We start from the raw sequence: 15,429 nt of genomic DNA, 5'->3' as shown, positions 1-15,429 counted from the left end.
AATAAATTACAACGGAAGAAAAACATCACGAGGATTCAGGCAGGATCGCACAAAAGTTGCGGGCCGTCTGTATTATGAAGTTTATTATGAAAAGGATAAAATGAAGAAAATCGGCAACACTGAAAAATGCTATTAAGACCGAAGGTATTTCGAGGAAGAGTTGAAACGAAGTTGAAGAAATAAACTACCCTGTGAACAAACGGAAGGGCTCCTTTAGCGGACCTTTCCCTTGAATGAATAGCTAAATGTTACCCAATCGGGAAATCAGGGGACGGTTCGGAATTTATGGCGAACCCTTATTGTTGCTCAACTCTTTGGATGTTGCCAGTTTTTCAAAAGTTCATCCCGGGTTTCAACTATTTGGTGAACATCTTATCTGAAACATGCTTATCATGCCCGTAAATATCATCCCGAAAATTAAGTTGACCATTTTGGTCTACCCATGTCGTATAGTATGTTATAAAGACCGGAACAGGATTTTTAATATGAACAGTTTTTTCTTCATGGCCGTTCATTGCCTCGTGAATTTTTTCAGGAGTCCATACCGAATCATTTATTAAAAGATAATCGGCAAGTTTTTCAGGGTCTTTGAGCCGTATACATCCATGACTGAAGGCACGAACATTATTATTAAATAAGTTTTTAGCAGGTGTGTCATGAAAATAAATATTAAAATTATTAGGAAATAAAAATTTCACTTTGCCAAGTGAATTTTTGTCGCCTGGCTTTTGCTTTATTACAGGTAGTTCATGAAGATGGCCAGTTATTTCCATGTCATTTTTTTTAAGGTAATTTTTATCTTTTTTTAGGGAAGGGATTATTTCTTTTTTTACAATGCTTTCAGGAACATTCCAAAAAGGAGAGAAGACAATGGTAGTTAACCTGTCAGAAAATACTGTTGTATTTTGTCCATCTCTGCCTACAATTACAGGCATGTCAAATACTTTATTTTTACCATCGTATACAACCAGTTTAAATTCAGGAATATTTACCATGATTAATTGGGCGGCAGGCTTCTGAGGCAACCACCTCATACGGTTCATGTTAATTAATATCTGCTTTATCCTTTCTGTTACCGGCACATTCATTTCTTTTAAAGTGGCAGAGGTAATTATTCCATTTTGTGTAAGACCAAACCTCGATTGAAAATTTTTAACAGCCTTAATAATTGCATCATCATATAATGTCGATGAATCGGGTTTGGTAAAATCACCGGTAATAGTTAAAATTTTTTTAAGCACAATTACATCCTTAGATTTATGATCCTTTTTTATTTTTCTTATAGGCTCAGGAACAGATGGCCATCCGCCTTGTTTCGCTATTTCTATATATTTTTTAAGCTGAAGTGACAAGTCATTATAAGATTGGTTAACATCTGAAAAATATTTATTGTCCTTGTGCTTTTTATTCAATAATGAGTCAGAAAGATAAATCGGATCTTGTTTTTTAATAGGGATAAACCGTTCCATCTCTTTTCTTTTTACATATCCTTTTTCATAATTATCTCTCGTAAATGCTATAAAATTTTCTGTCAACATTAATTCGTCGTTAATGAAAGCTTCGTCATTGCCGTCAACTACAAGACTATCATTACTCATAAGATCGTTCATCTTTACCTTCAGTGTCTTTAAAGATTTTGTACTATCACCCTCATAATTGCTGAAACTCCAGAATCCAAAAGCCTGCTCTGTCAAACCATCTGAAGAAAACCAGGCAAACTCATAATTGCGGGCATTATAAAAACTTCGCATATAAATTGCGAGGGAATCAGGAATATTATTCTTCACGATAAAAGCTTCCAGCTTCGAGCTATCGAGAAATAAGTCGTTGTATGCATTTTCTTTGTTAACGCTATAATCCCTGCTGGTAATTTTTTTTTCCTGTTTCGGATGATTCTCCGTTACATTTTGTTCTTTTTTATTATCGCCGCCGTTACGCTGATTAGAATTATTTGTACATGAAATAATTAAAATAACGATTGCAAAACACCAAACAAATTTTTTTTTCATATTCACATACTTCGGTTAAACAAGACATATTTAAAGGAGAACTATTTTACTCAACCTTTAATCTCCGTTTGGAATGTGTAAGCGTATCTCTTGGAACCGTTAAGCAATTCGCAATCCTTTGTTGTTTGTAGGCTTGCCACCATTGTAATGAGCCTATACGTCCATATTTTTATCAGTTACCCGTTGACTAACTAGTAACTCAACTTCAGAATATATTTGAAATATAAAACACTGCCATCTTACGCCTATTCTCTACAATTAAATTGTACATTCACACAGCTTCCAATTTTTCACTCACTTAATTATTACGATTTCAAAATATTCAATTTTTATGCGCTAATTCTTTCCAATTTTTTTCATGTACGGCAACGCCAAATTTCCTGGCCGCTTTTTTAATATTTTCAAAAGCTTCTTTTCGTTCCTCATCGGTTACATCTTCAACCTGGTCAAACCTCGCCATTGCGTTGCGGACGTGCGATGCATCAGAAAGAGGTTCTTTGCGTTTTTTTGGGAACGCAAATTGAGTATCAGAAAGCTTATCTTTTGCGGCAGTATCCAGTTTGCCGTGTGCTGCTTGAGTCTTCTTTGTTGTTTTTACTGACATTGTAATTGTTTAAAGTTATTTACAATATGAACTTAATATTTCTAACATATTTCATGCCGCAAAAATCGACTTGCGAGCCAACCCATAATAAATTTGTATCCATATAATTCAATATTCATGGCAAACTTCTTGTGTTGCTTTCAAAAAAAATAATCATGAGCACAGGAACTAAAAACAAAACGAGCCCTGCCGCTTTCGGAGGAAATGAGGTGAAGAAAGAACCTGCAGGAAAAGATAAAAAAAACAGGAACAACACCGGGTATGGAAAAGGGAGCACGAGGAAAAATGTTTCCAGGCATCCAACCACTGAGCCTAACCCTGAAGGCTAATCGAAGTAACCTTCGTTTGTGCCTCCTTAGGTACATTTTTAATACCGTTAGCAATCACATCTTTGATTTGATAGCCTGAATGGAATCTAAATGTTTTTGAAGAATCGACAGCGTACCGGAAATAAAATTTTTGATATCATTGTCGGCAACTTTTTTGTTCGCCTCTCCAAATTCTTTAATGTCATCTTTATGATCCTGTATCATCATATCTACGTACGCTTTGTCAAAATCTTTTCCCGATTTTTTACTTAATTCGTTAATGCCTTTTACCTGGTCATCGGTGACAGACGTTGGGAGATCGATGCTTTTTCTAGTTGCAATGGCTTTTAAATTATCGTTTATCCTTGTATGATCGTCAACCATCATTTTGCCAAAATCTTTCACTTTTTGATTATTGGATTTTTGCTGTGCCATTTTTCCTAATTCAACCTCCATGATGCCACCGGTTGCCGCCTTATTTACAAAATCCATAGTAGTTTCATCAATCATAGAATTCCCTGAATTATTAACGTTCATACTGTCTTTTTTGCTGCCGCTCAGGGAAGTATCCATATTGGATGTTGTAGTGATTGAGTCTGATGAAGAGGTCGAAGTGGACGTATCGTTAGTATTACATGCTGAAAAAATATAAGTGAACCATACTAATACAAATGGAATGAATATCTTTTTCATTGGTTAGTGTGTTTTACTATTGATTAAAATTTAAATTAACGTAAACAAATTCTATTCCATCATAACAATAAGGAAGAGATACCCCGGCAACCGGCAATTCAAAATTAATGTGTTGAAATTTTGTATCTAACCCGGAAACAATATTCTCAAATAGTATAGTATTAAAAGCGTTTAACGTCCAATTACCCGTCGTTACTCAAGCAATGACTTATGCATTTCTTGTTTGCCAAAAAGGGATTGAATTTTTTTTAGAGCTTTGGAAATGTTGATGCCCTTGCCAAGTACGCCGGAAAAGATATCGCCCTGTTGTTTTATTCTGTCGATCGAATTAAAAATAGTAAAGTCCTTTACTTTTAATCCGGTGGCCACTTCATTCCAATATAAAGGCATGCTTACAGTAGCATCTGGTGTTGGACGAAGCGAGTAAGGCGCTGCGAGTGTAGCTTGCGGCCTGTTCTGTAAAAAGTCCAGGTATAATTTGCGCTCCCTATTTTCGATGATGCGTTCTATGCTGGTAAACTCCGGAATTTTTTTCTGAATAATTTTTACCAACACCCTTCCAAATTCTTTGCTTTGTTCGTAGGTATATTTTGCGCCAAATGGTATATAAATATGTAAACCCGATGCGCCGGATGTTTTGCAAAAGGATGGAACCGAAATGGCATCCAATACTTCCTTGGTTTTTTGTGCCGCTATAATCACTTGCTCAAAAGTAGTTTTGTCCGAAGGGTCCAGATCAATTATACACCAATCAGGGTTATCCGGCTTTTGTATGCGGCTGCTCCACGGGTGCATTTCTAACCCACCCATAGACGCAATTAACAGGAGGCTTGCTTCATTGGTGCATACTAAAAAGTTACGATCACCGCCACGTCCGCTGCTGTATGGATATTCTTTGATCCATTCCGGCACTTTACCTGTCACATCTTTCTGGTAAAATGATTTGCCAGTAATGCCGTTTGGATAACGAATGAGCGTTTGGGGACGGTCTTTCATATAAGAAAGCATGTAAGGGGCTACGAGATAATAATAATTTAGGATGTCCCGTTTGGTTACTTTCTTTTTTGGGTAATAAATTTTATTAAGATTATTGAATGTAATGTTGTGCCCGTTTATCGTTTTTGTCTGCGATTTTTCCGTTGGATTTAGCAGTGGCTTTCTTTCCAAGTTCTCAGGCGCTTGTAGAAGTTTTCCGGTAAGTTGTACGGCGGCACTACGTACTGTTCTTTTAGCTACAGGAGGTTGCTTATTCTTTTTCTTACCGGTAACAATCCCTTCCGTATGTGTTTCCTTTTCCTGTACAACTTCAGTCACTGCTTTATCTTCCCGCATGCCTTCAAAAGAAGGATGCCGCATCACCCCATCCCCTGTCATTTCTGCATAGCTTACCTCGCAAATTAATTTTGGAGTAAGCCATGTTGCGGTTGCTTCAGGCGGGTTGGGCCTGAACCGTGAAGGCTTATTGATATCCGGCACAATAGTAAAAGGGCTTTTTTTTCTTATTAGAGGTTTGAATTGTTGCATCATTTCTTTTTGCAGTTTGTCCGAAAAACCTGTACCTATTTTACCGGTATAATGTAGTTTCCCATTTTCGATTACGCCTACCAGTAAGGAACTAAAAGGCTTCACACTTTCCTTGTTGTGCGTATAGCCGCCGATGACAACTTCCTGCCGTTTACCGGTCTTTATTTTTAGCCAATCTTTCGACCGTAGGCCAGCGTAATATTTGCTGTCCGCTTTTTTCGCAATGATGCCCTCAAGTTTTAATTGTTTGGCCACTTCAAAAAATTCTGTTGCCCCTGCTTCAAAACTTTCGCTGATCCGAATATTATTTTCAGGTGGCGGAAGGCTTTTTAAAATTTTTCTTCGTTCTGTCAATGGCAAATCCATCAAGTTTCTCCCATCCATCCATAGAATATCAAACATATAAAACAAGAGGTTTCCATCCGATTCACTTCTCCAGTTTTGCAAGCTGCTGAAATTGGAGACTCCGTTTTCATTAACCACTATTATTTCTCCGTCAATTACGGCTCTTATTCTCCAATGTAGGAGCGAATTAAAAACAGGATAAAATTTTTCATTAAATGATTTATTGTTCCTTGATTGCAATTCTGCCGTACCGTTTTTAATATAGGCAATGGCGCGGTAGCCGTCCCATTTAACTTCGTATACCCATCCTTCTTCATCAAATGGTTTGTCGACCAATGTGGCCAGCATGGGCTTGATCTTTTTAGGAACGGTACTTTTCTTCGGGCGAGGCGCAGGTGAAATTTTTGATGAAGACATATAGGTTTGATTTTTTTATTTATAAAACAGTAGTAAAAAGCAAGACATGCCAACTTATATAACATGACTTGGTAAGACTACCTGTCTATTCTTGACTTACCTAAACAACATAGGTCTATCGCTGTCCGATACCATCCGTATGTGTATGATGGTAGATCTTATACTCTCCCGGGTAAAAGAACCATTCCTGTCTTCTTCTAAGCTCTTCTTTATTTTTGCTGAATAAATCTTCATAAAATCCGGCAATTGCAGGATGATCAATTTTAATATCAACGGTATGTCTTGATAAATTTAAGATTACCAAAACCTTATCTTTTTGACGTCTGCATAAATAGGCCAATATATTTTCGTCACTTGGTAAAAGCATCAACACGGCAGCGTTTTCCTGCATGGCTTTATTTTTCATTCGTAGCTTTAAAAGAGCCTTGTAAAATTCATGAAGCGTAAGAGGACTCTTCCAGTCAATTTCATCTTTTTCAAAAAAAGCCAGTCGCTTCTTATTAGGTATTTCCTGCCCGGAGTATATTAAAGGAATGCCCGGCCATGTACATGTAAAAACAGCCAAAGCCTGTGCAGAAGAGCCGTATTTTTCATATTCAGTACCATAATAAGTGTTTTCGTCGTGATTGGAAGTAAATAGAAGTTTTCTTGCACCCGCAGGATGCCTGGCGTAGTTTTTCAAAAGATCTTTTATTTGGGGTAGCCGGATTTCACCAGTAGAAAAATATTTGTCAAAAGCCCGCATAGCTTCCCATCCATAAGTAACGTCAAATACTTCATGATAATCAAAAACTTCACACTCAGCGAGCCAGAACAAGGGTTTTATTGCGTCGCATTCGGCTCTTGCCTCCAACCAAAAATCCAGGGGGACCGTTCTTGCCATATCGCATCGGAAACCATCGATGTCAAATTCGCTGATCCAGTATTTCATGCTTGTGATCATTTCTTTGCGCATTTCCGCTACAGAATAGTTCAGGTCAATTACATCAATCCATCCATGTATATCTGTAAAATTTCCCTCTTCGTCTTTCGTGTAAAATTCAGGATACTTTAAAGTCCACTGATGATCATAGCCTGTATGGTTGGCTACCCAATCTATAATCACTTTCATACCCATTGCATGAGCCGTTGTGATAAGATTTGTAAGATCATCAAAAATCCCGTAGGCCTTATCAATTTCAAGATATGAGCTCGATGCATAATAGCTACCCCGGCTACCCTGCCGCTTTTCTACGCTCACAGGTGTTAGTGGCATTAGCCATAATATTTCAATTCCCATATCCTTTAATCGGGGTATATGTTTGGAGAACGCATTAAGAGTGCCTTCAGGAGTATATTGCCTTATATTTACTTCGTATATATTTGTGCCGTTGCCCCAAGAAATAATCGGAAAAGCTATACTCATTGAATTTGTTTGATAATTTATGATAATATCGGTTCTAAATAGTAACCATCAAAATCTGCTGCGGGCATTGTTGACATACTATTTTTGTCCATAAAGAACGCCGACCTGGTTTCGAATTTCATCCATCGTTAAAAGTACACTGCGGCTTAATTCATGGGGCATCAAATCACTTTCAATTTTTTTGCATGAAAGACAATTGATCACTTCTTTAATTTCAAACTGCAGTCCGCGTCCTTGCCAATCGAGAGGGATATTCATTTTATTACCATCATCCAACTCAATTTCTATTCCTTGAGATTTTTCGAACCATTTATCAAGTATCTTAATTACACCTTTAGTTCCATCAATTTGCGCCGGTTGATTTTGATTCATAAGCAATGACGACTCCAGCACAGCATAGGCATTGTTATAATTAAGTAACATTGCACATGCTTCATCGATTTTTTTATCCGATAATTTTCCTATAGTCTTTATCTCTGAAGGTTTTCCCAAAAGAAGCGTACTTAAGAAGATACAATACACTCCCAGGTCAAGGAGTGATCCGCCTCCTTTTTCAGGATCATAAAATCGGTTAGTGTTATCGCGTGGCGCTTTAAAAGCTATAGAAGCTTTTATGCGGGTAATATTGCCAATGATATTTTCATTAATTAATTTCAACATCCCGGTAAAACTTGGTAGGAATCTTACCCACATTGCCTCCATTAAAAAACTTTTATTCCCTTTAGCCAGATTAATCACGTCGTCTAACTGTTCGTGGTTTAATACAATTGGCTTTTCACAAAGTACTGCTATACGGTTGTGGAGGCAGGCTTTTATTTGATTATAATGTAGCGGGTGTGGTGTGGCAATGTAAGCAATGTCAATTGAGCTATTATTAATAAAATCGTTCAGATTCGTAAACCTTTTTGCAATATGAAACTTATCGGCAAACTCATTGGCGGATTTTTTATGATTTGAATAAACCGCCTCAATTTTCTGTTCCGGGCTTACTAATGTAATATCGTCTGCAAAATGATGCGCAATATTTCCGGGACCGATTATTCCCCATTTATAACTATGCATTCAACTATATTTTATCATGTCATTATAAAAAATGTGCCAAATGATGATTAAAACGTTCCACCGAATAGATAGATCTGCCTCATTTTTTATCATCTTTCCGCCATAATTTTTTATAGATTTTTTTAAAGTGAAAAATTAGAAAACCAGTATGAATAAGATTAGTAAAGAAATTCAGAAAGCAGGTACATAAATTAAAAGAAATCTGCAGGGACATGACCTGGAAGGTCCATCACCAGTAGATAAAATTTTAAAATGGTTATCTCTATCTTTTTTTTCTGATAAAACGAGAAGCCCCTATCACTTTTCGTTTAAACGCAGTAGGGGTCGCTATTGCGTAAACAGCGATGCTAAAGGGTGCGGTTTGTTTTATTTCTGAATTGATGATTTCAGCACCCATAAAAACTTTTAATCTAACGGCTGCACTATAGTAACATTCGGCTTTCTGCAACATAATTTAAAATACAATTCGGGGGTTTCGGCCAACGTGCTGTACCCGCAGTTATCATAAACCGATTTTTCATAAGCTGCAAACATGGCCGTCTTCCAAAATAAATCATTTAAAGGTAAAATGTTTCCTTGCGCAATACTGCTATAACCCACAAATAATAACCGATGCATTCTGGTAACTATCGAAATATTTTGAACTAGGTTTCCTGTTGCAATATGGTCAGGATGATCGCCGGGGTTTATTACCATGTCAGGGTTTAAATAGTGTATCCAGATGTTAGAAAAGCCCTTACTCTCAAATTCAATAATATTTTCAATAATTGAAACAAGTTGTGACCAGCTTTGGTACACGACAGAATTATCTATAGCACTAATCACCTTAATTTGCCCCGACTTAAATTGAGAAAGGCTTTGAAAACCTGACGCTGAAAATCCATGGCCATCAAGATTTCCATCAGGAAGCCGCAGAAAATAAGTACTGGTATTGTTTATTTCGCAACACGATATTGCATCGCCATTGAAGTCTCGTTCGAAATCGAATTCTGATGGTGCTGATAGTGGAGCAATGCAAAACCTGATGGAACTTTTTAATCCTTCTTCTCTTGCCTGCCAAAACCTTTCACCCATTCCCGCATCGCCCGCAGTTGTACTAATAAAGACAACTTTACTATCGGGCGCCACGATGTCTTTATAAACATAAGGGCACATAAACAGCTGCCAGTCATCGCTGTGGGCAACTATATAAAAAGAAACTTTATTAAATCGAACACCCGGCTTAATAATTTGTTCCTGGTTCATAAGCAATTTTGCGGTAAGAGATGTTATTGTTTGCTGTAGTGGATTTTTTTTGATACACCATTCCGATCTCCATTTTGCAATACATTATAGCTATCCAGACGTGGTTGGCCTTTGCTGGCTGAAAGAGCGATCGCGCGCAATAACCCCGCCGTTTTGCGAGTATTTGTAAGCACATTAAAGTTTTCTTCAACCCGTTTGCGGGCAGCGGCGCCCATTATTTTTAAGAGTGTTGGTTGTTTTAATAATTCCGTAATTTCAAAAGCCAGTCGCTCCCAGTCGTCGGCATCCACCACCACACCCGTATGCTCATTTTCAATTATTTCCCTCACCCCTCCCACGGCCATACCAACAACCGGCCGGCCACAGGCCATCGCCTCCAGCAATACAAGCGATGTTCCATCACTGCGCGAACAGTGTACCAACAAGTCAAGACCAGGATAAATTTCCGCCAGGTCTTCAGCCCAATCTACAAAATGCAAATTTTCGCCTAAGCCCACTTGTTTACCCATGTGCTCTAGCTCCGCCAGCATCCTTCCGGCTCCAACAATCACGAAGTGTGCGTCGGGAAAAATAGTATGAACATTGGCTGCCGCACGAACAAACAGGTCAGGCCCTTTTTCATATTCCAGCCTTCCCACAAAACCAATAAGGGTAGTTCCGGCAGAAACATGAACAACATCGCGTAATTTTTTTCCTGTTTTTTCGGGAGTAAATACTGCAATGTCAACGCCATTGTGAAAAAGGTTAACCCGTTGCGGCGGCACACCTAACGCCAACGCCTGTACGTACGTTTCCTGGCAATTGGTAATTAAATGCGAGCCGGTAGCCAGCGTTACCCCGAGCTCATGCGCATTTAGGTGCATACCATGCACGGTGGCCACAATAGGTTTATGCACCAGAGCGCCGGCAATGCCCGCAAGCACATGCGATTTAGGCATGTGGGCGTGCAGCAAATCAACCTGGTTAAACCGGCAAACTTCCATGGCCATTTGTATCGACCGCCATTCGGGATTATCTGCCAAAGGCGTAATAAAAATATCTTCAATACCTAAGCCCCGCAACGTTTTTGTAAACGGGCTTTCACAGGGGCAAATACAACTGATCCTGAAGGCATCAGCAGGAAGATTTTTAAAAAAATTTACGAGGTAGTTTTCCATTCCGCCGCGGGTTGCAGTTCCTATAATTTCAAGGACATTTATTCGAGAATCGTGGTTATTGCCCATGGGTGCAACCGAATTTTTCAAATTGTTTTTCACCGTCGGGGCCGGATTAGATTTCAACATCTGTTTTTGTTTTCAGATCTTATTATACAAATCACATACCATCAAGACAACGAGATCAATATTCAAAAACTTATGTAAGAGCGTAAAGTTTCGCGCCATACTTCTTGGCCTTTGCAGCCGTTAGCGGCGACTGAAATTAAAAATTTAGAAGTCCTTATAATAACATGAGGCCACCAGCAACTTTATGGAATAAAACAAAAGTTATCAGGCGAGCTAGTTGTTTTCGTATTATTCCGTTTTTACAAATTGGGAGAAATTTAAACATGAATTTTATAATGAACTTTATTCATTCAGAAAATTACTTGGAAAAATTACTCTCGGTATTTCCGAAATAAAGATTGGCGCGATTAGAAATGCGAAATTTGAATTTGCAGGTTCAGAAGATTTCAGATAAGAGCATTAGGAACTATTTGTGGAATTATTTGAGCAGTTTGCTTCTTTGGCCAGGACAATACATATCTGGTCTGTTTGTCTTTTACAGATGCAATTTATGCGGCTTATCACAGTCATGGCGGCACAGTAACATGAAATAAGTGACTGTCTTAGTATTTCTAATTGACGAAACGTTTGCCTGGGGACCTTTGCAACTGAAAATACCCAGCTCTTAATTTTCGCCCGGGAGCATAGGTTAGGTCGCGTTTTATTAATTTCTTTTGAAAGAGAACAGGTACGAAGCGAAGTGAACTTTATTGTACCATATTGTGGTTTCATATCAACAATTCGATAATATTAATTTTCACGATACGGTAGGATATAATCTTTCTATACTGTGGCACAGGAGTTGCAAACTGGTTTTTGAAATTAATTATCAAAAAACCTATTTAAATGAAACACCTTTTTGTTTTACTGATTTTTATCTCTTTAAAAAACGGATTGCAGGCGCAGGCGACTGATAGTACGAATACTATGATGAAAGCTGACAGTGCCGGCTCGCTTAATATTAGTGACAGTGCCCGTGCCAGCAATATGAACACTAAAATGGATTCAACTTCAACAACGATGGCTGATTCATTGAAGGCGTCTATCCCTAACCGCATGGATAGCACACACACAGCCTCGTCTAACGGAATGGATAGCATGACTCGTTCATCAAACCCGGATAGCATGAGTCATTCATCAAATAGTACAGTGAGCAGTAACAACCCTGTTAATACGAACAAGGTGGGCACTCTGGAAAATCCCACGAATTCACAAGGAATGGAAGGTTACGCCGCACTTCCGGTAGCAGAAAGTTACGTTCCTGCCGATGTCATGGATAAAATCAAGTCCAAGTATGGAAGCGGAACTATTATTTACGATGTCACAGCCGTAAGAGCGGCAGCGCCCATGGATTCTGCCACGCACCCAAAAGATTCTTCTTTGGTGCAACAACCTCAACCGGATTCAGCATCGGCCATGGCGATGACTACTGCGGCCGTCAAGTACAATTATGTGGTGAGAATTATCAAAGATGGCGTATTGAAAACTGAGTACTTGGCTGATGATGGAATAACCGCAGTCACGCCCTGGCGAGATGAATAAGCAATAGTAAGAGGATTTATTTTTTGATGAATTTTAAAGATCCCGGGATTTGCGCAAGCAGGCTGTGCCGGCGACAAGCCTCTTGCGCCTTTGAATATTTCAGATCGGCATTTGTTGAGCTTCATATATTTCCCATACGCCAGGTTGCAACCGAGTTTGCCCCCACCCATTAGTTGCACCATTTCATCACTATTATAACCGGTAACCTGCATACATACCGCAATAAAAAACGTTTTACTCCCTTACCGCGAACATGAGGTGAGCCGTTAAAGGGAATTCGATATAATTATTATGACTATTCTACGCAGGCAAAGAACGCCGATCGTTGCTTATCATAATTTTTTTGAACAAAGCGGCCTCCGTGGCAATAGTCGACCAATATGAAATTTTATATTTAAGGGGAATTCCAAAAAAAACCATTGAGTGATTGATAACCAGTAAATGCTACATTGGAGTTATTGGTATTAATTTAATTTTTTTTATACCCGCCTTCAATACCTATAGTTAACCGGGCCGTAACAGGTACCGAACATAGTGAATGATAAGAATTAACATCGGGGGTAATCTGGAGCATAAATAATTTCATCAATATCGATTGAATAGAAAGACAAAAAGCAGTTGATTGGCTAATTAGTTTTTCAAAAGTGTCTCTTGTAGTTTACAATAAAAAGGTCAGAGGTTAATCTGACCTTTGACCCCCACAAAGCAAGACCACACCTATATCCTGACGGATTTCACAACGCAAAAAAAACTAAAGTAATTATAAGTGCTGCAAAAATAATAACTACAGTAAAGGTTAGTAAAAGTTTAATGTCGTCATCAATTGTCATGTCTTTTTAATTTAATCATTTTTTAATAGAATAAGCAGGCCGAATGAAAGAGACAAAAAGCAAAAGACCCGACGCCAAATAGCATAAATGGGTGTAACAACGATACTGTAGAAAGGTGAGTGAGAGTATAGCCACGCTGACTCTCATTAATATGAGACAATAACCTATAAAAAGTCTTAAGTCCATCATCTTTTACATTAAATCAACTATCAAGCAAAAAATGAGATGACGGCAAATATTATTAAAGCCAATATGCAAATTACTGCTAGAATAATTACAGCAAGGGCTTGGTTCTCATCGTTTGCCATTGCATGATAGTTTCCTGTTAATTTAAAGTAAAAATCAGATTAAACAAAAAAAAGATATATGTTATCGATAATATGAAAATCTTCTGACAATTAGGGATAATACTTAGATTTTGACTATTCGAAATACGGTACTAAAAGGGCTCCATCCACAGACTTAAGAGATAATTTTGGCATATAAATTGAAAATCGATAATTGCTAACCTTTGATTAGCACGAGAATGTTAATCATATAAGGAAAAGCCCCGGCTCGTGAGTTCGGGGCTTTTTTTATGTATTGCACGGGTCATTTCAAGAATATGTTACAAAGCAGCAATTTACTGAGGTAGAGACAATAGTATAAATTAGATCGAACTGATTTTTTATTTAAAGGTTCTTTTATTTTATCTTGAGTTACCATTTGGAAACAACGCTTTACCAGGTTGCTTTACTAATTCAGTTAGAATATTCCTTATAATATTACTGCGGATAGTTGCGGCTTTCTTGGGCGGCACCAAATAGGTTACAGTAACCTCCACCCATGTGTTGGCATTAATGCGAAAGCTCACAAAAGGGTATTCTTTAATTTCCATACTGTCCACTGGAGAATCCCTCACCATTACCTTCAACTCTTTAAGGTGGTCTTGCATCTCCGGCCCCAGTTCATTAAAAGTAACCTGTTTAATTGTTTGTTCCACATAATTAAGATCACTTTCATAAGCTACATGAAAAGGAATTTCATTCCATATATACTGGAAATTGCGCCACGAATAATTAAACACAGCGGATTGAAGAATTAAGCTATTGGGAAATCGAATAAGGCGCCCGCTTGGCAAATCATTAGTTAGATACTCACCTGCAAATTCCCAGAGCGTAGTATCAAGATAACCGATTTCAATAACATCGCCTCTAAAATTGTCAATTTGTATGCGGTCGCCAATGCGGTAGGGGTTTCTAATAATAATATATATCCAGGCAATAAACGAAGAAATGGGCGTTTGCAGTGCAAAACCAGTAAGCAGGGAAATGAGCCCGAGGGAAACAGCCGCGGCGTACCAATTGGCAAACAAAAATGAAATAAAAACAATAACAACTATGAGGATACTCAATAAATGTGTAATGCGAGTGAGATTATACCTGCTGTACTTACTGCCTGACCTGTTAAGGATAATTATTTCTATGAATTTTGAAACCGATAAGATAACAACTGCTAAAAATATAGCCAATGAAATTTTCTTTGTCAATTGCTGATAGGTGCCTGGCAGGCGAAAAATATCAAATCGCAATGAAAGATATAGGACTAAGCAAATGCATGCAATAGCCAAATAAGACCCTAGCCATATAAAATGGTTCTTTGGCTTTAGGGTCTTTGTTTGCGCCGGTGGCTGCCGATCTTTTTTAACTTCCATGGGAATCTTTCTGTAATGCTTTTACATGCACTTATTTTTAAGATTTTATGCTGAGAGTTTCGGGAAGATGATAATGAAAAAGAAGCACCTTTCCACAGGAATGTGTATGGGCCAGTTTAGATTTTAACGGCAGATATCATTAAGAAGAATAAAGTATTTGTAACATAATCTTATTTCTTATTTGGCTGGTCGCCCCTATCGCCATAGCGCGGCTTTACCTTCTTTTTTGCGCTCTTCCTTACGTCCTGGCGTAATGATATTGTCTGGTCATCGCTTTCGCTAAACCGCCCCTTGCTGTCTCTCCGGACATACCGCTTGTCGTTGTTTGGTGCTACCAATTCACGTTTGTCGGAAGTTTTTTTTGTTGTTGACGCTGCCATAATTTTTATTTTATCAGTTTTAAAATTAGTTTTTGAAATAGAGATAATAACTGTGCCAATCATGGGTGATATTGTTTTTTATATACCATAAATCCTTTCTCATTTAAAAT

The 15,429-nt window shown here is 38.1% G+C and carries 12 protein-coding genes; 2 read left to right on the top strand and 10 right to left on the bottom strand.

The window, feature by feature from the left end:
• Nucleotides 1-356: 356 nt before the first annotated feature.
• A complete protein-coding gene (locus ACO1O5_RS12730) occupies nucleotides 357-2,009 on the bottom strand; it encodes a L,D-transpeptidase family protein (protein ID WP_486270760.1) in 1,653 nt (550 codons plus the stop codon).
• A 322-nt stretch (nucleotides 2,010-2,331) separates the two neighbouring features.
• The gene (locus ACO1O5_RS12725; RefSeq protein ID WP_486270758.1) at nucleotides 2,332-2,613 is read right to left on the bottom strand and encodes a DUF6582 domain-containing protein; all 282 of its coding nucleotides are present in this window, start codon (nucleotides 2,611-2,613) and stop codon (nucleotides 2,332-2,334) included.
• Between the two features lie 155 nt (nucleotides 2,614-2,768).
• Between ACO1O5_RS12725 and ACO1O5_RS12720 the strand changes: the two genes are divergently transcribed.
• Entirely contained in the window at nucleotides 2,769-2,942 is a 174-nt protein-coding gene (locus ACO1O5_RS12720; RefSeq protein WP_486270757.1) for a hypothetical protein, read from the top strand.
• A gap of 54 nt (nucleotides 2,943-2,996) precedes the next feature.
• Here ACO1O5_RS12720 and ACO1O5_RS12715 read toward each other — a convergent pair whose 3' ends face one another.
• The 6 genes from ACO1O5_RS12715 to ACO1O5_RS12690 all read right to left on the bottom strand — a co-directional run bounded on the left by ACO1O5_RS12715 (nucleotide 2,997) and on the right by ACO1O5_RS12690 (nucleotide 10,895).
• Nucleotides 2,997-3,614, bottom strand: a complete 618-nt coding sequence (locus ACO1O5_RS12715; protein ID WP_486270754.1) for a DUF4142 domain-containing protein — start codon at nucleotides 3,612-3,614, stop codon at nucleotides 2,997-2,999.
• A 192-nt stretch (nucleotides 3,615-3,806) separates the two neighbouring features.
• On the bottom strand, nucleotides 3,807-5,900 hold the full coding sequence (gene ligD, locus ACO1O5_RS12710; protein WP_486270752.1) for a DNA ligase D: 2,094 nt from the start codon (nucleotides 5,898-5,900) through the stop codon (nucleotides 3,807-3,809).
• 115 nt (nucleotides 5,901-6,015) lie between these two features.
• Complete coding sequence (locus tag ACO1O5_RS12705) at nucleotides 6,016-7,305, bottom strand: alpha-amylase family glycosyl hydrolase (protein WP_486270750.1); 1,290 nt, start codon at nucleotides 7,303-7,305, stop codon at nucleotides 6,016-6,018.
• Between the two features lie 78 nt (nucleotides 7,306-7,383).
• Nucleotides 7,384-8,367, bottom strand: coding sequence for a Gfo/Idh/MocA family protein (locus ACO1O5_RS12700; protein ID WP_486270748.1), 984 nt, complete (start codon nucleotides 8,365-8,367; stop codon nucleotides 7,384-7,386).
• A gap of 405 nt (nucleotides 8,368-8,772) precedes the next feature.
• Nucleotides 8,773-9,612 carry a PIG-L family deacetylase gene (locus ACO1O5_RS12695; RefSeq protein WP_486270746.1) on the bottom strand — a complete coding sequence of 280 codons (840 nt, stop codon included), beginning with the start codon at nucleotides 9,610-9,612 and terminating at the stop codon, nucleotides 8,773-8,775.
• Between the two features lie 23 nt (nucleotides 9,613-9,635).
• Nucleotides 9,636-10,895 carry a glycosyltransferase family 4 protein gene (locus tag ACO1O5_RS12690; protein WP_486270744.1) on the bottom strand — a complete coding sequence of 420 codons (1,260 nt, stop codon included), beginning with the start codon at nucleotides 10,893-10,895 and terminating at the stop codon, nucleotides 9,636-9,638.
• An 825-nt stretch (nucleotides 10,896-11,720) separates the two neighbouring features.
• Between ACO1O5_RS12690 and ACO1O5_RS12685 the strand changes: the two genes are divergently transcribed.
• Nucleotides 11,721-12,416: a hypothetical protein gene (locus ACO1O5_RS12685; RefSeq protein ID WP_486270742.1), complete on the top strand. Its 696-nt coding sequence runs from the start codon at nucleotides 11,721-11,723 to the stop codon at nucleotides 12,414-12,416.
• Between the two features lie 1,518 nt (nucleotides 12,417-13,934).
• Here the strand turns inward: ACO1O5_RS12685 and ACO1O5_RS12680 are convergent.
• The gene (locus tag ACO1O5_RS12680; protein ID WP_486270740.1) at nucleotides 13,935-14,939 is read right to left on the bottom strand and encodes a mechanosensitive ion channel family protein; all 1,005 of its coding nucleotides are present in this window, start codon (nucleotides 14,937-14,939) and stop codon (nucleotides 13,935-13,937) included.
• A 170-nt stretch (nucleotides 14,940-15,109) separates the two neighbouring features.
• A complete protein-coding gene (locus ACO1O5_RS12675; RefSeq protein ID WP_486270739.1) occupies nucleotides 15,110-15,319 on the bottom strand; it encodes a hypothetical protein in 210 nt (69 codons plus the stop codon).
• Between the last annotated feature and the right edge of the window lie 110 nt (nucleotides 15,320-15,429).

Source organism: Ginsengibacter sp. (assembly GCF_057362405.1).
Note: the sequence above shows the minus strand (reverse complement) of the source record. Positions and strands in the feature narration are given on the sequence as shown.